The sequence below is a fragment of the Ralstonia edaphi genome, assembly GCF_958350185.1.
In the GTDB taxonomy this organism is placed as follows: domain Bacteria; phylum Pseudomonadota; class Gammaproteobacteria; order Burkholderiales; family Burkholderiaceae; genus Ralstonia; species Ralstonia edaphi.
Genome location: NZ_CATWHI010000002.1, coordinates 946,315 through 964,244, shown reverse-complemented (window position 1 = coordinate 964,244; position 17,930 = coordinate 946,315). Strand labels below are relative to the sequence as shown.

Below are 17,930 nucleotides of genomic sequence, written 5' to 3'. Positions count from 1 at the left end.
CGCAAGTGTGTGCTAACTTGATACGCTCATCAGGCCGCGCGGCATCTGCTGCATCTGTGCGGGCTTGATAATGTAGTGCTTGAAGAATGCCTTGCCGCTGCCGTACTCCGTATAACGCGGCGTGACGGCCCCAGACAGGCAGATGAACGTTGTGGCTGCGGTCAGCGTCAACAGCAGGAGCACGGTCAGAACGGGCAATTTGTTGTGCATGGTACGAACCCTCAAAGAAGCTCGCGCCCCCCAGTTTTTTCTTGCATCATAGGTGGCTCATCAGGGCGCCGCAATTGCTGTGCCGTGGCAGTCTGATGAAAGTTGTAACCCCATATTTCGTGATGCACGGCGCACAGTTACCGCGCATCCGGCGCCCTTGAAAAGCGCGCCAATTGCCCCATAACGGGGACAAATCGTTTGTAAAAATCCAGCGGATCGTCTTCGGGTACATCCCGTGCGTCGATGCCCTTTATCCAGCGCTATGAATCACTCTTCGCACACCCCTTCTAACTCGGACATGCCAGCGGACACTCAAGCCACCCAGCCGAACCCATCGGCGACGGGCCAGGCGGCCCACGCCTATTCGAGCCAGGCTCAGCGCGCGAGCGCCGATGCCCAGGCTGTCGCCGGTGACGAAGCCGCCGTGGCGGAGGCCGCGGCCGACGTGGACGTTGCTGAACTGCGCCGTCAGCTCGAGGCCGCTGAAGAAAAGGCTCGTCAGAACTACGAGAACTGGGCGCGCGCCACGGCCGAAGGCGAGAACATTCGCCGCCGTGGCCAGGAGGATGTGGCCAAGGCGCACAAATTCGCCATCGAAGGCTTCGCCGAATATCTGCTGCCCGTGATGGATAGCCTGCAGGCCGCCTTGGCGGACACTTCGGGCGACGCCACCAAGCTGCGCGAGGGCGTTGAACTGACGCTCAAGCAGCTGTACGCCGCGTTCGAAAAGGGCCGTGTGACCGAGTTGAACCCGGTGGGCGAAAAGTTCGATCCGCATCGCCATCAAGCCATCTCGATGGTGCCGGCCGATCAGGAAGCCAATACCGTGGTGGCGGTGCTTCAGCGCGGCTACACGCTGGCCGACCGCGTGCTGCGCCCGGCTCTCGTGACCGTGGCGGCGCCGAAGTAAGCCAACGCCCCGTGATCCAGAACACAGCCACGTCGCATGATGCCCAACGCGCGATTCCGGTCGACAAGACCGCGTTCGCGGCGTTTGGCATGCGCGAGGTAAACACCGCCACCTTCGACGCGGCCATTGCGGCTGCGGGCGATGCCCTCGTGTGCGTGTTCTTCTGGGGCGTCGATTGCTTCAACTGCGAGATGGCCAAGAAGGCCATGCTCGCGCAACCGGGCGCCGTGCGTGAGCTTGGGCTGACGTGGCTGCATGCCGACGTCTATGCGCACCCGGAACTGGGCCAGCGCTTTGGCTTGCACGGTGTTCCGGTATTCATGTTCTTCCATCGTGGCAAGAAGCTCGGCCGAGCGACCGGCTGGCATGGCCACGCGCAATTTGCCGCCGCCGTTGCCAATGCGCGCAACAAGCTGGCCGGCAAGCCGCTCATTTGAGGCAGCGACCGTCATGACGTCGATGCCGATGGCTGCGGCCCTCTTCCTCGTTTCGCCTTCCCGTGCTGTGCGCCCCAAGCGCATGGCGCGCACCTTGCCGCGCGCCGCTCAGGCGATGATCGCGGCCCTTGCCGCCGCCCGGCGGTCGTTCTAGTGCCCCTGCGGCACGTTGCCGCCGGGCTCTCTCTCTTTCGCCAGCAGTTTTAGTTCGTATTACCGCCGGCCGGCCTGTGTGCCTGCCGGTTTCCTTGCCGCTGCTTTGCGTTGGCCTGCGGGGCTATCGGCAGCGGCTTTGCCTCGTGTTGAACACAGACTTGTAGGAGATCGTCATGTCCAAAGCAGCCGCCATCTACCTGACCGAGCTTGACCTCACCCGCCTCGAAAATGCCGCCGCGCGCGCTGGCAGCAACTCGCCGCTGGCCGACCTCGTCGACGACCTGATCGCCCGTGCCAACGTTGTGCCTGGCGACAAGATTCCCGCCGACGTGGTCACCATGAACTCGGTCGTGTGCGTGGTGGATGACACCGGCGCCGAGCAAGAGTGGACGCTCGTCTACCCGGAAGAGGCCAACGTGACGTCGGCCAAGTTGTCGGTGCTCTCCCCGATGGGCGCTGCGCTGTTGGGTGCGCGTGCGGGCAAGTCGGTCAAATACTCGGCGCCAAATGGCGCACAGCGCTCCTTGCGCATCGACCGCGTGGCATTCCAGCCAGAGGCCAGCGGCCAGCACACGCTCTAAGCCGGCTGCGTTCTATCGCGAGAGGCTGTACCCGACACGCACCTGCGAGCCCAGCTTGTGGTTGTAGTCGAGCAGGCTCTCGCCGTAGCCGGTGAAATACTGGATGAACAGATAGCCCGCCGTGCCAGTGAATATCCGGCTCATCGGATACGTCAATTGCGCGTCGACGCTGCCGTAGGCCTTGCGAGTGCCTTTGCGCAGCGTGGCGGCCAGTTCCCAGCCATTGGGCGCGCCGTACGACACGCGGAAATCCCCAAAGCCGCGGTAGTGCGCGATATCGGTGTTGCCAGTGCGCGTGAGGTAGGCGTAGAGCTTCGGCTCGAACTTCCAGTGGTAATCGTTCAGGTCACCAAAGTGGAACGTGGGGCGGACGAAGACGGTGTTGATGGCGCGTGAGGCATCGCCGTCGCGGCCGTTCGATTCGTGCTCGATGCCGCCTGCGAACGACAGCCGGGTGAGCGCGCCGCCGTGGATGCCCGTGTCGGGCCGGTAATAGAAGATGCTGGGCCGGTAATTCGTATCGCGGAACGGCGCGGATTCCTTGCCCAGATCCCACAGCGAGAACTGCGTGTAACCGAAATACAGGTTATCGAGCAGCGCTGCCGATGCCGGATTCTCCGGCTGAAAAATCCGGAATTTAAAGCTCAGCTGGAACTTGGCGTTCAGCCCTTCGTGCGCCCCGATGGCAGCGAACATGGGCTCGTGGAACGTCAGGCGAGCGGTGTCTTCTGGCGGACGGGATGCTTCGCCACTGCCCGCCACCGCCACAGGGGTGGGCGGTGCAGCCGTTGCGTTGGCAGCGGGGGCACTCGGGTTGGTGCCGAGCGCGCCGCCCGGCTGGGTCGCTTCGGCCGCGGCGTTACGGGCCGCGCCGGCCGGAGCGCCATCCGCGGCAATCTGCGGGGCGTCTGGGCCGCGCACGAGCGTCACCAGAACGGGTGCCGCATCCAGATCGGGAATATCGATCCGAACCGTACCGCGCAGCGCCTCGGGCAGCGTGCCCGTATAGGCGACGGTGCGGACCTGCCCCGGGCGCAGATGCAGGGTCTCCGCCCCGGCGTTATGTCGATTGAGGATCACTTCCACCGCGCCTTGCAGATCGGCGGTGGCGGTTGCGCGCAGCTTGGCCGGCACGGCATAGCTGCGCTGGGCGGCATCGCCCGAAATGACCAGGGTCAGGGTGAAGGGCTGGTTGGCATCGATGCGGCGGGAGGGCTGGAGCAAGGCAACAGCGGCATCGGCGGAGGGCACGGCGCATGCGGCAAGGAGCGCAGCGCCAAGAATGGATCGAAGCGGATGCAAAGGCATGGGCGCAAAAGCCGGGTTGGCGTCCGGCGAGTGGCAATGCGCGCAAGGGTAACACCCAGACCTTTTGTGCCCGGTTTGCGGTTCCGGGCATTCAAAACGCCCGTTTTTGCCGGGGAGCGCACGTTTTCGGGTGCTTTCCCAAGAAAAACCGGCCAAAATGCTCAACTTTTCAAAATTCGGCCTTGAAAAGCCAGACGGCACTCCCACATCCGATCCAAGTTTGTATTCAGTGCAGTCCTGACACCAGATTCGAGGAGCAAGAACATGGGCAAAATCATCGGTATCGACCTCGGTACCACCAATAGCTGCGTGGCCATCATGGAGGGCAACACGCCCAAGGTGATCGAGAACGCCGAAGGCGCACGCACCACCCCGTCGATCATCGCGTACATGGAAGACGGCGAGATCCTGGTCGGTGCCCCGGCCAAGCGCCAGGCGGTGACCAACCCGAAGAACACGCTGTACGCCGTCAAGCGCTTGATCGGCCGCAAGTTTGAAGAGAAGGAAGTCCAGAAGGACATCGGCCTGATGCCGTACACCATCACCAAGGCCGACAATGGCGACGCCTGGGTGGAAGTGCGCGACAAGAAGATGGCGCCGCCGCAGATTTCGGCTGAAGTCCTGCGCAAGATGAAGAAGACTGCCGAGGACTACCTGGGCGAGGAAGTGACCGAAGCCGTGATCACGGTGCCGGCCTACTTCAACGATTCGCAGCGCCAAGCCACCAAGGATGCCGGCCGCATCGCCGGTCTGGACGTCAAGCGCATCATCAACGAGCCGACCGCGGCTGCGCTGGCATTCGGCCTGGACAAGAACGAAAAGGGCGACCGCAAGATCGCCGTGTATGACCTCGGCGGCGGTACGTTCGACATCTCGATCATCGAGATTGCCGACGTGGACGGCGAGAAGCAGTTCGAAGTGCTGTCGACCAACGGCGATACGTTCCTGGGCGGCGAAGACTTCGACCAGCGCATCATCGATTACATCATCGGCGAGTTCAAGAAGGAGCAGGGCGTCGACCTGTCGAAGGACGTGCTCGCGCTGCAACGCCTGAAGGAAGCCGCTGAAAAGGCCAAGATCGAGCTGTCGAGCACCCAGCAGACCGAAATCAACCTGCCGTACATCACGGCTGATGCCTCGGGTCCGAAGCACTTGAACCTGAAGATCACGCGCGCCAAGTTGGAAGCGCTGGTCGAAGACCTGATCGCCCGTACGATCGATCCGTGCCGCACCGCCATCAAGGATGCTGGCGTGAAGGTGTCGGACATCCACGACGTGATCTTGGTCGGCGGCATGACGCGTATGCCGAAGGTGCAGGAAAAGGTGAAGGAGTTCTTCGGCAAGGAAGCTCGCAAGGACGTGAACCCGGACGAGGCCGTTGCCGTGGGCGCTGCCATCCAGGGTCAGGTGCTGGGCGGTGACCGTACCGACGTGCTGCTGCTGGACGTGACGCCGCTGTCGCTGGGCATCGAAACGCTGGGTGGCGTGATGACCAAGATGATCGGCAAGAACACGACCATCCCGACCAAGTTCTCGCAGACGTTCTCGACCGCGGACGACAATCAGCCGGCCGTGACGATCAAGGTCTATCAGGGCGAGCGTGAGATGGCCTCCGGCAACAAGCTGCTGGGCGAATTCAACCTGGAAGGCATTCCGCCGGCACCGCGCGGCACGCCGCAGATTGAAGTGTCGTTCGACATCGACGCCAACGGCATCCTGCACGTGGGCGCCAAGGACAAGGCGACCGGCAAGGAAAACAAGATCACGATCAAGGCAAGCTCCGGCCTGTCGGAAGCCGAGATCGAGCGCATGGTGAAGGACGCCGAGGCCAACGCCGAGGAAGACAAGAAGCTGCGCGAACTGGTCGACTCCCGTAACCAGGGTGAAGCGCTGGTGCACTCGACCAAGAAGGCACTGGGCGAGTACGGCGACAAGCTGGAAGCTGGCGAGAAGGACAAGATCGAAGCCGCGATCAAGGAACTTGAGGAAACCCTGAAGGGTGCCGACAAGGCCGCGATCGACGCCAAGACCGAAGCGCTGGCAACCGCCTCGCAGAAGCTGGGCGAGAAGGTCTATGCCGACATGCAGGCCAAGGGCGAGGCAGGCGGCGCTGAACACGCGGCCGGTGCCCAGGCAGGCGCGCAAGCCGGACAAGGCGCACCGCACGACGATAACGTCGTCGACGCCGAGTTCAAGGAAGTGAACGACAAAAAGTAAGCCAACTCGTCCGCCAGGCGGACGTTACGGTACGCCGGGCAGTGATCATCGGGTTGTGCGGGACGCACCTGATGTCACGCTCGGCTTTTTTGCTATTCGACACGCAGTAAAAACAGGCGACGACTGAAGCCACCATGGCAAAACGTGATTACTACGAAGTGCTCGGGGTAGGCAAGAACGCGAGCGACGACGAGATCAAGAAGGCATATCGCAAGCTCGCGATGAAGTACCACCCGGACCGCAATCCGGACAGCAAGGAAGCGGAAGAGAAATTCAAGGAGGCCAAAGAGGCCTACGAGATGCTCTCCGACGCCGAGAAGAAAGCTGCCTACGACCAGTACGGCCACGCGGGCGTTGACCCGAACATGGCCGGCGGCTTTGGCGCGGGCGGTGCGGGCTTTGGCGGGGGCTTTGCCGAAGCCTTCGGTGACATCTTTGGCGATATCTTTGGCCAAGCCCAGGGTCAGGGCGGGCGCCGCGGTGGCGGCCCGCAGATGTATCGCGGCGCTGACCTGCGCTACAGCATGGAGATCACGCTGGAGCAGGCCGCGCATGGCTACGATACGCAGATCCGCGTGCCGCACTGGGATGAGTGCGACCACTGTCACGGCAAGGGCGCCGAGCCCGGCTCCAGCGTGGAGACGTGCCCGACCTGCCACGGCGCTGGTCAGGTGCGTGTGTCGCAAGGCTTCTTCACGATGCAGCAGACGTGTCCGAAGTGCCACGGCAGCGGCAAGTACATCCCCAAGCCGTGCACCAAGTGCCACGGCCAGGGCAAGCTGAAGAGCCAGAAGACGCTGGAAGTGAAGATTCCGGCCGGCATCGATGAAGGCATGCGCATCCGTTCGTCGGGTAATGGCGAGCCGGGCATCAACGGCGGGCCTCCGGGCGATCTGTATGTGGAAATCCACATCAAGCCGCACCCGGTGTTCGAGCGCGACGGCGACGACCTCCATTGCCAGATGCCGATTTCGTTTGCGACGGCGGCCATCGGCGGCGACATCGAAGTGCCGACCCTGGGCGGCCGCGCGTCGTTCACGGTGCCCGAAGGCACGCAGGCCGGCAAGACGTTCCGCCTGCGTGGCAAGGGCATCAAGGGCGTGCGTTCGGGCTATGCGGGCGATCTCTATGTGCACATCAACATCGAGACGCCGGTCAAGCTGACGGAGCACCAGAAGGAACTGCTCAAGCAGTTCGACAAGTCCGTGCACGAAGGCGGCTCGCGGCACAGCCCGCAGGAGCAGTCGTGGCTAGACAAGGTGAAAAACTTCTTCTCCTCGTAAGAAGCCGCGTAAAGCTACTGCGCGGCCCGATCTTGGCACTGTGATGCTCGCCGTACCAATGTACGGCTGCGCTTCTCGTGCCAACCTCGGGCCGCTCGCTACGCTTTTCGAGGCTTCTTAAACACCAACTCTTCAATCGGGACATCGTCATGCAGCCGCTCCAAGCGCCAGAAGCCGGCGCGCCGTTCGCGCTGCTGGACGATGCCACCTCGGGCGGGGCGCCGTGCTCGCGCTGGTACACCGGTTATGCCGGCGAGTTTTTCCGGCCGGCCGGTATCCTGGATGGGCTGGACGATGACCTCCGCGCCGCCTGGCGCGAGGGTTTGCATGCCCTGATCGTTGCGCCGTATGAGTTTGGCGAGCCGCTGGTCGGTCTGCCGGCTTCCACTGAAATCTCTTCGTCCTTGCCCGGTCACGATGGCCGTTTGCGCGTGCTGCTGTTCCGCACGATGCAGGTGCTGTCGCCGGCGGAGGTCGATTCGCTGTTCGAGGCTTGGCCTGAAGCGGCGGGGGCGGCCGGTCTGTTCGACTGTGCTGCCAGCGTTGATCACGCCACCTATACCAACGCCATCGCGCGCATCCACGACTGGATTGCGGCGGGCGACACCTACGAAGTCAACTACACGTACCGCCTGCGCATGACGGCGTTTGGCGCGCCCGCGGCGCTGTATCGGCGCCTGCGCGCGCGCCAGCCGGTGCCGTACGGCGCGTTCATTGGGCTGCCGGACGGCGGCGCGATTTTGTCGTGCTCGCCGGAGCTGTTCTTCTCGCACCAGGCGGGCCAGCTTGTTGCGCGGCCGATGAAGGGCACCGCGCCCGCATCCGGCGACGTCGAAGTCGACGAAGCCCGCGCCATCGCGCTCGCAGCTGATGAGAAGAACCGCGCCGAGAACCTGATGATCGTCGACCTCTTGCGCAACGATCTGGGCCGTCTCGCACGCGCGGGTTCGGTACGTGTGCCGACGCTGTTCGAGGTGACGCCGTTCGGCAGCGTGCTGCAGATGACGTCGACCGTGGAGGCCGAGATTCCGCCCGCCACTGGCCTGGCCGATTGCCTGCGCGCGCTGTTTCCGTGCGGCTCCATCACGGGCGCGCCCAAGCGGCGGACGATGGAAATCATCAAGGCGCTGGAGCCGGAGCCGCGTGGCCTGTACACCGGCGCGATCGGCTGGATCGACGCGCCTGCCGACGATCGCGCGATGGGCGACGCATGCTTCTCGGTGGCGATCCGCACGTTGGTGCTGAGCGCGCCCGGCACCGATGGCCTGCGCCGCGGTGAACTCGGCATCGGCTCCGGCATCGTGCATGACAGCATCGCCGATGAGGAATACGCGGAGTGCCAACTGAAAGCGCGCTTCGTGACGGCGCTCGACCCGGGGTTGTCGTTGTTCGAGACGATGCGCGCGACGCGCGGCGGGGTGCCTTTGCTGGATTGGCATCTGGCGCGGCTGGGGCGTTCAGCGGCTGCGTTTGGTTTCCCGTTTGATCGGACCGCGCTGGCGGACAACGTGGCGCGTGCGTGCGCATCGTTGGATGGCGGGGGCGCTTACCGCATGCGCCTATTGCTTACGTCGGACGGTGTGGCCAACGTATCGGCCGTGCCTCTGTCGCCCCTGCATGCGAGCTGGGATGCGCCGGTCCGCCTGCTCGTCGCACCGCAACCGCGCGAGGCCACGCACAGTCTGCCGGCGCACAAGACCACGTTGCGCGAAGGTTACGACGCTGCGTGGCAGGCAGCGGAGCGCGAAGGTGCATTCGATGCCGTGTTCTTCAACGCGGACGGCACCTTGGCTGAAGGCGGGCGCAGCACGTTGCTGGTCAAGCTCGATGGTGCGTGGTGGACGCCGCCGCTGTCCGCGGGGGTCTTGCCGGGGGTGATGCGCGCCGTGCTGCTGAAAGACGCATCGCCCTGGCTCGGTGGGCCGCTGCAAGAGCGTGTCCTCACGCGCGCCGATGTTGCCCGCGCCGAGGCCATCGCTGTATGCAATGCCCTACGCGGCGTGGTGCCCGCGCATTTCGAGCCGGCCCTGACCGCCGACGTGCTCTAGCTTCCAGCGCGCCACGCCGGGCAGGTTGATGAGCTCGCGGTCGTGGCAGACCATCAACAGTGTGCGGCCCTCCGCTGCCAGCTCGCCGACCAGCGCAATGACTTGCTCGCGTGCGGCGCCATCCAGATTGGACGTCGGTTCGTCGAGCAGCAGCACATCCGTGTGCAGCGCGCGAGCACGCGCCAAGGCGAGGCGTTGCGTCTCGCCGCCGGACAGCCGTTCGGGCGACACATCCACCACGTGCTCCAGACCCGCCCAGCGCAGCGCATCGTCGACACGCGCAGCGAGCTCCGCATGCGGTACGCGGTGTGCTCCCGTGGTCAGGCCATAGGCGAGATTCGCGCGTACCGACGTGCGGAACAGATAGGGATGCTGGTGTACGTAGGTCAGCCGCTTGCGCAGCTCCGCCGGGTAGGGCGACAGCGCCTGCCGCCCCTTGCCCATGTCAACCGTCGCGCCATTGGCGGGTGCAAGCCCGGCCAGCATGCGCAGCAGCGTTGTCTTGCCGACACCGTTTGCGCCGGTGATGACAATCGCATGTCCGGCCGAGAGGGCCAGGCGCGGAATCTCGAACAGAACGCGCGCGCCGTGCTGGCAGCGCAAGCCTTCAAACACCATCGTGGGCTGCGACGACGCGCTCATGCCGGCTCCCTGCGATAGTTGCCAGCCCCTTGCAGCCACGCCAGCACAAGGTTGACGAGCAGTGCCAGCACGATCAGCACGATGCCCAGCGCGATGCCCTGTGCGAACTCGCCCTTGCTGGTTTCCAGCGCAATCGCCGTGGTCATGGTGCGCGTGACGCCTTCGATGTTGCCGCCGACCATCAGCGCAGAGCCCACTTCCGCGATCACGCGTCCGAAGCCGGCCACCACCGCGGCCATCAGGCCGAAGCGCAATTCACGAAACACCGTCAGCAGCAGCCGGACGCGTCCGGCGCCCAGCACGCGCGCGGTTTCTGCCAGACGCGGATCCGCGCGCTCAAGTGTCGTCAGTGCAAACGCGACAATCACCGGCAGCCCAAGCACCGCTTGCCCGAGGATCATCCCGCCCTGCGTGAACAGCAGCCCGAAGCCGCCAAGCGGCCCTTGGCGCGACAGCAGCAGATACAGCAGCAGCCCGATCAGCACAGTCGGAAACGACAGCGACGCCTGCGCCAGCACCACGAGCGCGCGGCGGCCCATAAAGCGGTGCATGGCGATGAGGTAAGCGATGAGCAGACCGGGAGGTGCCGCCAGCGCTAACCCCGCGATCGCCACCTTCACCGACACCCAGACGATCCGCCACAGCGCCGCATCGCCGCTGGCGAGCAGGGCGAAGGCGTCGACGGTGGCCGACCAGATTTCCATGCGGATGCCGCTTAGGCGAAGGTATGTTCCGGGCCGGGGAACGTGCCGTCCTTGACGGCGGCCACGTAGGCCGCGACGGCGCCGTCGATGGTGGCTTGCCCGTCCATGAAGTTGCGTACGAACTTGGGGCGGTGACCGGGGAACACGCCCAGCATGTCGTGCATCACGAGCACCTGGCCCGAGCACTCCAACCCCGCACCGATGCCGATGGTCGGAATGGCCAGCAGGCGCGTCACCTCGCCAGCCAGCGCGGCAGGAATCGCTTCCATCACGACGAGTTGCGCACCGGCATCCTGCACGGCCAGCGCGTCGGCTTTCAGTTGCGCAGCCGCTTCGTCGCCGCGACCCTGCACCTTGAAGCCGCCGAACGCATGCACCGATTGCGGCGTCAGGCCGATGTGCGCACACACCGGAATGCTGCGTTCAACGAGAAACTTGATCGTCGGCGCGAGCCACACGCCGCCTTCGAGCTTGACCATCTGCGCGCCGGCCTGCATCACGCGCACGGCGCTGTGGAACGCCTGTTCGGGCGTGCCATAAGTACCGAACGGTAGGTCGGATACGAGCAGCGCTTTCTCGATGCCGCGCGATACGCATTCGGTGTGATAGACGATGTGATCGAGCGTGACCGGCAGCGTGGTCTTCTGGCCCTGCATCACGTTGCCGAGCGAATCGCCGACGAGCAGCACGTCGGTGCCGTTGCGATCCATCAGGGCGGCGAAACTGGAGTCGTAGGCGGTCAGCATGGCGATGCGCTCGCCGGCGGCACGCATGGCCTGCAGCGAAGTCACCGTGACGGCCTTGCGGTTCGATTCCTGGAGATAGCTCATGGACTGAGACTCATTGGGGCATCGCGAGCGCCCACGCAGACCATGCGGTGCGTCGACTGACTAGCGCGTTGCCAGCTTGATGAATTCCTTGGGTCCGCGCATCGCGTCGATGCGGGCGAGCAAGGTGCGGAAATCGTCGTCGTTGCCTGCGGGGTCGAAGGCAGCGGTGTCGACGATCATCGTCGGTGCGGCATCGTAATACAGAAACAGCTCGCCGTATGCGGCGCAGATGCGTTCGAGATACTCCGCATCGATGCCTGTTTCGTAAGGAACGGCGCGACGGGTGATGCGCGGCAGCAGGTCCTCGGCGCGCGCCTGCAGGCAGATGACGAGGTCGATGCGCTGCTGCGGCAGGGCCAGCGCATTGGCCATCGCGTCGTACAACGCGAGTTCATCTGCGGGCAGCGTGAGCTGGGCGAACAGCCGGTCGCGCGGCAGGAAGCTGTCGGCGACGATGCGCTCGCCGGTGAGCGTCGCCTTGTGCCAAGCCTTCAGGCGCTCGGCGCGTTGCAGCAGGAAGCGCAGCTGCACCGGCAGCGCATAGCGGGCGGGTTCTTCGTAGAAGCGAGCAATGAAGGCGTTTTCGGCGGGCGTCTCGAATAACGTCGACGCGCGCAGATGATCGGCCAGGCGCTGGGCCAGCGCGGTCTTGCCCACGCCAATGGGCCCCTCGACAACGATACGGCGCAGGTGGTCCAGTGCCATCGGCAGGTGTTTGTGCGTGGTGCGGATGATCAGGCGGCGGGCTGCTTGGCGCGCATGCACTGACACATCGTGGTCTTTTCGATGCGCTGGTCGGCCACGCCGGGCAGCAGCTCAGCCACGGCGCCAATGCCCGGAATCACGAGGTCGGGCGCCAGTTCATGCAGGGGCAGCAGGGTGAAGGCGCGCTGGCCGACGCGGGGGTGCGGCACCGTCAGCTCGGGCGAGGTGAGGACGTGGTCCCCGTAGAGCAGCAAGTCCAGATCAAGCGTGCGCGGCGCGTTGTGGAACGGGCGCTCGCGGCCGAACTGGTCTTCGATGTGGTGACAGATGCGGAGCAGCTGGTCGGCGGTGAAATGCGTATCGATGCGCACCACGGCGTTGATGTAGTCGTCGCCGCTGGATTCGATGGGCGCGCTGCGATACAGGCTCGATTTGCCGGTGACGGTGATGCCGACCTGCTGTGCGAGGCAGACCACGGCGTCTTTCACTGCCTGGCGCGCGTCGCCCAGGTTGGCGCCGATGCCGATGTACGCCACTGTCTTCACGTTTCCTCCGAACTTCCCGGATTGACGTCACCGACTGTATCCGATTTTGCCGGACCACGTCGGCGGCGACGGCGCTTGCCCGGGCTGGCCGGGCCGGCATTTGCCGAGGCGCTCGGGGCGTGCTTGGCTTGGGCTATCAGGGCTTCGCGAGCTTCGCCGTCACCGTTCTGGAAGTCGGTCCACCAGTCGGCGAGTTCCTGCGGCAATTCGCCCGAGGCACAACGCAGCGCGAGGAAGTCGTAGCCGGCGCGGAAGCGCGGCGACTCCAGCAGCCGATACGGCATGCGGCCCGAGCGCTTCTCAAAGCGCGGCTGCATGCTCCAGATTTCCTTCATGTCGGAGGTGAAGCGGCGCTGGATGGCGAGCTGTTCGGTCTGGCGGTCGAGCACTTCGTCCATGGCGGTATGCAGCGCGGGGATCAGCGGCTCGCCGGCGGCGCGGCGGCGGTTCCAGTGCTCGACCACGTGATGCCACAGCAGCGAGGCAAACAGGAAGCCGGGCGAGACCGGCTTGCCGGCCTTCACGCGATCGTCGGTGTTGTCGAGGGCGAGCTGCACGAAGCGCTGGCCCATCGGCTGCTCCAGCGCGACGTCCAGCAGTGGCAGCAGGCCGCGGTGCAGGCCCGCCTTGCGCAGTTCCTGCAGCGATGCCCAGGCGTGGCCCGACATCAGCAGCTTCAACATCTCGTCGAACAGGCGGGCGGCCGGCACGTTGTGGATCAGCGGGCCCAGCTCGGCGATCGGCGCACGCGTGTCAGGGTCGATGTCGAAACCGGTCTTGGCCGCGAAGCGCACCACGCGCAGCATGCGCACCGGGTCTTCGCGGTAGCGGGTATGCGGATCGCCGATCATGCGCAGCGTGCGGGCGCGCATGTCTTCCATGCCGTGATGGTAGTCATGCACGGTCTCGTCGGCGGGGTCGTAGTACATCGCGTTGACGGTGAAGTCGCGGCGGGTGGCGTCTTCGGCCTGGGTGCCCCAGACGTTGTCGCGCAGCACGCGGCCGCTAGCGTCGACGGCGTGTGTGTGGTGGTCCAGCTCGGTGCGCTTCACGCGCTTGCCGGCCGGCACCTGCTCGGCGTCCACCGCGTCGACGAGCGCGCGGAAGGTCGAGACTTCGATGATTTCCTGATCGCGTCCGCCGTAGAACGTGACGTGCACGATCTGGAAGCGGCGTCCGATGATGCGCGAGCGGCGGAACAGAGCCTGGACCTGATCGGGCGTGGCGTTGGTCGCCACATCAAAGTCCTTCGGCTTGATGCCGAGCAGCAAGTCGCGCACGGCGCCGCCCACGATGAAGGCGGCATAGCCGGCGTCCTGCAGCGTGGACGTGACCTTGACCGCGTTGCGCGAGAGTAGCTTCGGGTCGATACCGTGCTCGTCCACGCTCCACACGCGCGCCTGGCGCGGCACGCCACCGGCGGACTTGGTGCGCGCCTTGGCGGTTTTGGCCGCCTTGGGCGCGCGGCTCTTCCTGGCGGCGGGCACCCCCGGTTCAGCGGGAGCGGTGGGCTCTGCGGAGGTCTTGCCCAGCAGGCGATTGATGAGTTTCTTGATCACGCCGCGCCTGCTTAAAAGAGATCCATGATGCGCCAGTTGCGCGCAGCTGCGAGGTTGCGCAGCGTGTCGTCCGGGTTGGTGGCGACGGGGTCGGTCACTTCCTCCAGCAGCGGCACGTCGTTGGCCGAATCGCTGTAGAAGGTGCTGCGCTCGAAATCGCTCCAGCCGCGGCCCATGTTGGCCAGCCACTCATGCACGCGGGCGACTTTGCCTTCGCGGAAGCTCGGTGTGCCCGCCACGTCGCCGGTGAAGGCGCTGTCCGGGTTGCCGTCGGCGGTGGCGGGTTCGGTGGCGATGAGGTGATCGATGCCGAAGGCCTCGGCAATCGGGCGTGTGACGAAGCTGTTGGTGGCGGTGACCACGCAGCACAGGTCGCCGGCATCCAGATGTTTGTACACGAGCGCTTGCGCCTGCGGTGTGATCTTCGGACGGATCACGTCGTGCATGAACTCGGCGTGCCACTGGGCGAGCGTGTCGCGCGGGTGGGCGGCGAGCGGTGCCAGGGCAAAACGCAGAAAGGCATGGATATCCAGCGTGCCAGCTTTGTAATCGGCATAGAACTGATCGTTCTTACGCTGGTATTCGGCTTCATCCACCACGCCGCGGCGGATGAGGAAGCGTCCCCACTCGTGGTCGCTGTCGGTGGGGATGAGGGTGTGATCGAGGTCGAAGAGGGCCAGATTCATGGGGCGCGATTTTACCCGAACGTTACATCTCCGGCCGTGCGAGCCTGGGATTCACTTCATCAGCGCGAGCATGTCGCGCACGAGCGGCAGGGTGACGGCGCGCTTGCGGGCGAGCGAATAGGTGTCGAGGGCGTCCAGCAGAGCCATCAGGCTCGGCATGTCGCGGTAGGAGTGCGTCACAAGCCACTGCGGCACGTCCGCCGAGAGCTGCATGCCGCGTTCGCGAGCGGCTTGGCGCAGGGCTTCCACCTTGTCGGCGTCGGACAACGGGCGCAGCCAGTAGACGAGGCCCCAGCCCAGGCGGGTGCGCAGGTCTTCACGCAGCGGCATCGCCATCGGCGCAGCCGCCCCGGAGATGGCGATGGCGGCATGCGGATGCGCGCGCACTTCATTGACGAGGTTGAACACGGCGATCTGCGCCCATTCGTCCAGGCGCTCGGCGTCGTCGATGGTCCAGACGGTGATGGTCGGGTCGAATTCGAACGCTTCGGGCGGGGCGTCGGGTTCCAGCGTGCGGACTTCGTAGCCGCCGGCTTCGGTCTGGGCGCAAATGGCCTGCAGCAGGTGGCTGCGGCCGCTGCCTTCCTCGCCCCAGAGGTAAACCAGGCGGTCGGTTGCGGTGCCGTCCACCACTTGCGGAATCAGGGCGCGCAGGCGAAGCACCGCCTCTTCGTTGCCGGTGGCGACGAAGTTGTCGAAGGTCGGGGCGGGTGTCGCGCCGAGTTCGAGCGGGAGCTGTTCGGGTGTGGCCATGAAACGTGGAGTGGAGTCGCCGTACTTTTCAGTTGCCTTCAGTCGCCTTCAGTGGCTTTCAATCCTGGTAGAGCCGGCTGCCCAGATAAAGCTTCCGGATCTGCCGCAAACCGACCAGCAGCACAGCACTCATCGGTAGGGCGAGGAGGATACCGAAAAAACCGAACAATTGGCCAAAAGCCAGCAAGGCGAGGATGACCGCCAGCGGATGCAGACCGATGCGTTCGCCCACCAGGCGGGGCGTCAGGTAGAAGCTTTCCAGGAACTGGCCGATGCCGTACACCACGGCCACCGCCAGCAGGCCGTAGAGGTTGCCGAACTGCAACAGTGCGGCCAGGATGGCCAGCGTGAGGCCCACGCCAAAGCCGATATACGGGATGAACACGGCCAGCCCCGTAAAAATGCCCACCGGCAGCGCCACGTCAAAGCCGGCCAGTGCCAACCCCGCCGAGTAATACACCGCCAGCACCAGCATCACGATGATCTGCCCGCGCAGGTATTGGGAGAGCAGGCCGTCGGTTTCGGCGGCCAGTTCGCGCGTTTTTGGCAGCCAACGGCGCGGGACGGCGGTTTCGATCCGGCGCATGAGCATGTTCCAGTCCATTAGCAGGTAGAACATCACGATCGGCACCAGGAAGAAGATGCCCAGCACCTGGATGGCCGCGGAGCCGGACACACGCAGATAGGTCAGCACACGGGCCACCACGTCGTCCGGGCTGGCGGCGAGCTGTTCCGTGAGCAGGGCGCGCAGGCCCGGAAAATCGAAGCTGACATGCAGGCCCAATTCGTCCAGCTTGGGCGACAGAAACGCGTTGAGCTTCGCAAGCATCCCAGGCAATTGATCTCGGATCGCCGGAATCTCCCGCTGCAGCACCGCCAAAATCAGCAGCATCAGCGCCACGCCCACCACCGTCAGCACCAGGATCATCAGAAACACGCCCAGCACGCGCGGTACGCGATGGCGCTGCAGCCATTCCACGCCCGGGTGCAGGATGTACGACAGGATGAACGCGAAGACGAAGGGCGTGAGCGTCGGCGCCAGCGCCTTGAGCAGGGCGAGGAAGACAAGCGCCACGGCGATCCAGGCGAGCGTGCGCTTGGTTTCCTGCGTCAGCACGGGGGCGTTCATGGGGGCGACGGTTCCGATGGCGGGGTGGAGGAGTCGGAAAAGCGGCCATCGTGACGGCCGCATCCGGTAAAATCGCGATTTTACTGGACCGGCGGGTCCGATTTTTGTGACTTCCCGCCGCCGTCTCGCTTTCTTTCCCGGTTTTTTCAATTCAGACGACTGTATGAGCGCTTCCGAAACCCCATCCGCATCGACCGGCCTGTCTTACCGCGACGCGGGCGTCGACATCGAGGCGGGTGACGCCCTTGTCGACCGCATCAAGCCGTTTGCCAAGCGCACCATGCGCGAAGGCGTGCTGGGCGGCATCGGCGGCTTCGGCGCGCTGTTCGAGCTGTCCAAGAAGTATCAGGAACCGGTGCTGGTGTCGGGCACCGACGGCGTGGGCACCAAGCTCAAGCTGGCGTTTGCGCTGAACCGCCACGACACGGTGGGCCAGGATCTGGTCGCCATGAGCGTGAACGACATCCTCGTGCAGGGCGCCGAGCCGCTGTTCTTCCTGGATTACTTCGCCTGCGGCAAGCTTGACGTCGACACCGCTGCCACGGTGGTCAAGGGCATCGCCCAGGGTTGCGAGCTGGCTGGCTGCGCGCTGATCGGCGGCGAAACCGCTGAAATGCCCAGCATGTACCCGGACGGCGAATACGACCTGGCCGGCTTTGCTGTCGGCGCGGTCGAAAAGCGCAAGATCATCGACGGCACCACCATTGCCGAGGGCGACGTGGTGCTGGGCCTGGCTTCGTCGGGCGCGCATTCGAACGGCTACTCGCTGGTGCGCAAGATCATCGAGGTGTCGCGTCCGGACCTGAACGCAGACTTCCACGGCCAGCGCCTGCAGGACGCCATCATGGCGCCGACGCGCATCTACGTGAAGCCGCTGCTGGCGCTGATGGAGAAACTGACCGTCAAGGGCATGGCGCACATTACCGGTGGCGGTTTGACCGAAAACGTGCCGCGCGTGCTGCAAGACAACTTGACCGCCGTGCTGCACAAGGACGCCTGGACGCTGCCGCCGCTGTTCCAGTGGCTGCAAAAGGCCGGCAACGTGGCCGATGGCGAAATGCACCGCGTCTTCAACTGCGGCATCGGCATGGTGGTGATCGTGTCGGCAGCCGATGCACCGGCCGCCATCGCCCACCTGAAGGACGCAGGCGAGACGGTCTACCAGATCGGCGAAATCCGCGCCCGCCAGGCAGGCGAAGCGCAGACGATCGTGGTCTGACGCGAAGT

The 17,930-nt window shown here is 65.0% G+C and carries 18 protein-coding genes; 7 read left to right on the top strand and 11 right to left on the bottom strand.

What is annotated here, in order from left to right:
- Window positions 1–12: 12 nt before the first annotated feature.
- Window positions 13–210, bottom strand: a complete 198-nt coding sequence (locus R2669_RS09720) for a hypothetical protein (RefSeq protein ID WP_009241433.1) — start codon at window positions 208–210, stop codon at window positions 13–15.
- Between the two features lie 262 nt (window positions 211–472).
- Here R2669_RS09720 and grpE point away from each other — a divergent pair, with 262 nt between their 5' ends.
- The 3 genes from grpE (at window position 473) to rnk (ending at window position 2,294) form a co-directional block, all read left to right on the top strand.
- Window positions 473–1,120 carry a nucleotide exchange factor GrpE gene (gene grpE / locus R2669_RS09715; RefSeq protein ID WP_316889971.1) on the top strand — a complete coding sequence of 216 codons (648 nt, stop codon included), beginning with the start codon at window positions 473–475 and terminating at the stop codon, window positions 1,118–1,120.
- A gap of 11 nt (window positions 1,121–1,131) precedes the next feature.
- Window positions 1,132–1,557 carry a thioredoxin family protein gene (locus R2669_RS09710; protein WP_316889969.1) on the top strand — a complete coding sequence of 142 codons (426 nt, stop codon included), beginning with the start codon at window positions 1,132–1,134 and terminating at the stop codon, window positions 1,555–1,557.
- Between the two features lie 329 nt (window positions 1,558–1,886).
- Window positions 1,887–2,294, top strand: coding sequence for a nucleoside diphosphate kinase regulator (rnk, locus tag R2669_RS09705; protein ID WP_147219135.1), 408 nt, complete (start codon window positions 1,887–1,889; stop codon window positions 2,292–2,294).
- 12 nt (window positions 2,295–2,306) lie between these two features.
- Here the strand turns inward: rnk and R2669_RS09700 are convergent, their stop codons facing one another.
- On the bottom strand, window positions 2,307–3,602 hold the full coding sequence (locus tag R2669_RS09700; protein ID WP_316889966.1) for a phospholipase A: 1,296 nt from the start codon (window positions 3,600–3,602) through the stop codon (window positions 2,307–2,309).
- Between the two features lie 264 nt (window positions 3,603–3,866).
- Here R2669_RS09700 and dnaK point away from each other — a divergent pair, with 264 nt between their 5' ends.
- The 3 genes from dnaK (at window position 3,867) to R2669_RS09685 (ending at window position 9,150) form a co-directional block, all read left to right on the top strand.
- The gene (dnaK, locus tag R2669_RS09695) at window positions 3,867–5,819 is read left to right on the top strand and encodes a molecular chaperone DnaK (RefSeq protein WP_316872879.1); all 1,953 of its coding nucleotides are present in this window, start codon (window positions 3,867–3,869) and stop codon (window positions 5,817–5,819) included.
- Between the two features lie 134 nt (window positions 5,820–5,953).
- Complete coding sequence (dnaJ, locus tag R2669_RS09690) at window positions 5,954–7,102, top strand: molecular chaperone DnaJ (RefSeq protein WP_102066732.1); 1,149 nt, start codon at window positions 5,954–5,956, stop codon at window positions 7,100–7,102.
- 149 nt (window positions 7,103–7,251) lie between these two features.
- Window positions 7,252–9,150, top strand: a complete 1,899-nt coding sequence (locus tag R2669_RS09685; protein WP_316899843.1) for a bifunctional chorismate-binding protein/class IV aminotransferase — start codon at window positions 7,252–7,254, stop codon at window positions 9,148–9,150.
- On the opposite strand, the gene R2669_RS09680 is transcribed toward R2669_RS09685, so the two are convergent.
- From R2669_RS09680 to R2669_RS09640, 9 genes are read right to left on the bottom strand one after another with little or no spacing between them, the layout of a single operon-like run.
- Window positions 9,094–9,792, bottom strand: a complete 699-nt coding sequence (locus R2669_RS09680; RefSeq protein ID WP_316899842.1) for an ABC transporter ATP-binding protein — start codon at window positions 9,790–9,792, stop codon at window positions 9,094–9,096. The two genes, R2669_RS09685 and R2669_RS09680, sit on opposite strands and share 57 nt — an antisense overlap.
- Entirely contained in the window at window positions 9,789–10,496 is a 708-nt protein-coding gene (locus R2669_RS09675) for an ABC transporter permease (protein WP_316899841.1), read from the bottom strand. The genes R2669_RS09680 and R2669_RS09675 overlap by 4 nt, the downstream gene beginning before the upstream one ends.
- Before the next feature lie 11 nt (window positions 10,497–10,507).
- Window positions 10,508–11,326 carry a 3-methyl-2-oxobutanoate hydroxymethyltransferase gene (gene panB / locus R2669_RS09670; protein WP_027680633.1) on the bottom strand — a complete coding sequence of 273 codons (819 nt, stop codon included), beginning with the start codon at window positions 11,324–11,326 and terminating at the stop codon, window positions 10,508–10,510.
- A 60-nt stretch (window positions 11,327–11,386) separates the two neighbouring features.
- The gene (locus tag R2669_RS09665; RefSeq protein ID WP_316899988.1) at window positions 11,387–12,031 is read right to left on the bottom strand and encodes a deoxynucleoside kinase; all 645 of its coding nucleotides are present in this window, start codon (window positions 12,029–12,031) and stop codon (window positions 11,387–11,389) included.
- A gap of 29 nt (window positions 12,032–12,060) precedes the next feature.
- Window positions 12,061–12,576 carry a 2-amino-4-hydroxy-6-hydroxymethyldihydropteridine diphosphokinase gene (gene folK, locus R2669_RS09660; protein WP_147213422.1) on the bottom strand — a complete coding sequence of 172 codons (516 nt, stop codon included), beginning with the start codon at window positions 12,574–12,576 and terminating at the stop codon, window positions 12,061–12,063.
- Window positions 12,573–14,135, bottom strand: a complete 1,563-nt coding sequence (gene pcnB, locus R2669_RS09655; RefSeq protein ID WP_316899839.1) for a polynucleotide adenylyltransferase PcnB — start codon at window positions 14,133–14,135, stop codon at window positions 12,573–12,575. Before pcnB ends, folK begins: the two co-directional genes overlap by 4 nt.
- 11 nt (window positions 14,136–14,146) lie before the next feature.
- Complete coding sequence (locus R2669_RS09650; RefSeq protein ID WP_027680636.1) at window positions 14,147–14,821, bottom strand: histidinol-phosphatase; 675 nt, start codon at window positions 14,819–14,821, stop codon at window positions 14,147–14,149.
- 51 nt (window positions 14,822–14,872) lie between these two features.
- Window positions 14,873–15,574, bottom strand: a complete 702-nt coding sequence (hda, locus tag R2669_RS09645) for a DnaA regulatory inactivator Hda (RefSeq protein ID WP_004631704.1) — start codon at window positions 15,572–15,574, stop codon at window positions 14,873–14,875.
- A gap of 58 nt (window positions 15,575–15,632) precedes the next feature.
- A complete protein-coding gene (locus R2669_RS09640) occupies window positions 15,633–16,703 on the bottom strand; it encodes an AI-2E family transporter (RefSeq protein WP_316899837.1) in 1,071 nt (356 codons plus the stop codon).
- Between the two features lie 163 nt (window positions 16,704–16,866).
- Here R2669_RS09640 and purM point away from each other — a divergent pair, with 163 nt between their 5' ends.
- Window positions 16,867–17,922 (top strand): phosphoribosylformylglycinamidine cyclo-ligase, encoded by a 1,056-nt coding sequence (gene purM, locus R2669_RS09635; protein ID WP_316899835.1) that lies wholly within the window; start codon window positions 16,867–16,869, stop codon window positions 17,920–17,922.
- The last annotated feature ends 8 nt before the right edge of the window (window positions 17,923–17,930 follow it).

Coding starts and splice junctions, on each gene's coding strand:
- R2669_RS09700 (WP_316889966.1), bottom strand. CDS start 3,602: ATGCCTTTGCATCCGCTTCGATCCATTCTTGGCGCTGCGCTCCTTGCC.
- R2669_RS09640 (WP_316899837.1), bottom strand. CDS start 16,703: ATGAACGCCCCCGTGCTGACGCAGGAAACCAAGCGCACGCTCGCCTGG.
- hda (WP_004631704.1), bottom strand. CDS start 15,574: ATGGCCACACCCGAACAGCTCCCGCTCGAACTCGGCGCGACACCCGCC.
- dnaK (WP_316872879.1), top strand. CDS start 3,867: ATGGGCAAAATCATCGGTATCGACCTCGGTACCACCAATAGCTGCGTG.
- R2669_RS09680 (WP_316899842.1), bottom strand. CDS start 9,792: ATGAGCGCGTCGTCGCAGCCCACGATGGTGTTTGAAGGCTTGCGCTGC.
- R2669_RS09675 (WP_316899841.1), bottom strand. CDS start 10,496: ATGGAAATCTGGTCGGCCACCGTCGACGCCTTCGCCCTGCTCGCCAGC.
- rnk (WP_147219135.1), top strand. CDS start 1,887: ATGTCCAAAGCAGCCGCCATCTACCTGACCGAGCTTGACCTCACCCGC.
- R2669_RS09685 (WP_316899843.1), top strand. CDS start 7,252: ATGCAGCCGCTCCAAGCGCCAGAAGCCGGCGCGCCGTTCGCGCTGCTG.
- R2669_RS09720 (WP_009241433.1), bottom strand. CDS start 210: ATGCACAACAAATTGCCCGTTCTGACCGTGCTCCTGCTGTTGACGCTG.
- purM (WP_316899835.1), top strand. CDS start 16,867: ATGAGCGCTTCCGAAACCCCATCCGCATCGACCGGCCTGTCTTACCGC.
- R2669_RS09665 (WP_316899988.1), bottom strand. CDS start 12,031: ATGGCACTGGACCACCTGCGCCGTATCGTTGTCGAGGGGCCCATTGGC.
- grpE (WP_316889971.1), top strand. CDS start 473: ATGAATCACTCTTCGCACACCCCTTCTAACTCGGACATGCCAGCGGAC.
- panB (WP_027680633.1), bottom strand. CDS start 11,326: ATGAGCTATCTCCAGGAATCGAACCGCAAGGCCGTCACGGTGACTTCG.
- R2669_RS09650 (WP_027680636.1), bottom strand. CDS start 14,821: ATGAATCTGGCCCTCTTCGACCTCGATCACACCCTCATCCCCACCGAC.
- dnaJ (WP_102066732.1), top strand. CDS start 5,954: ATGGCAAAACGTGATTACTACGAAGTGCTCGGGGTAGGCAAGAACGCG.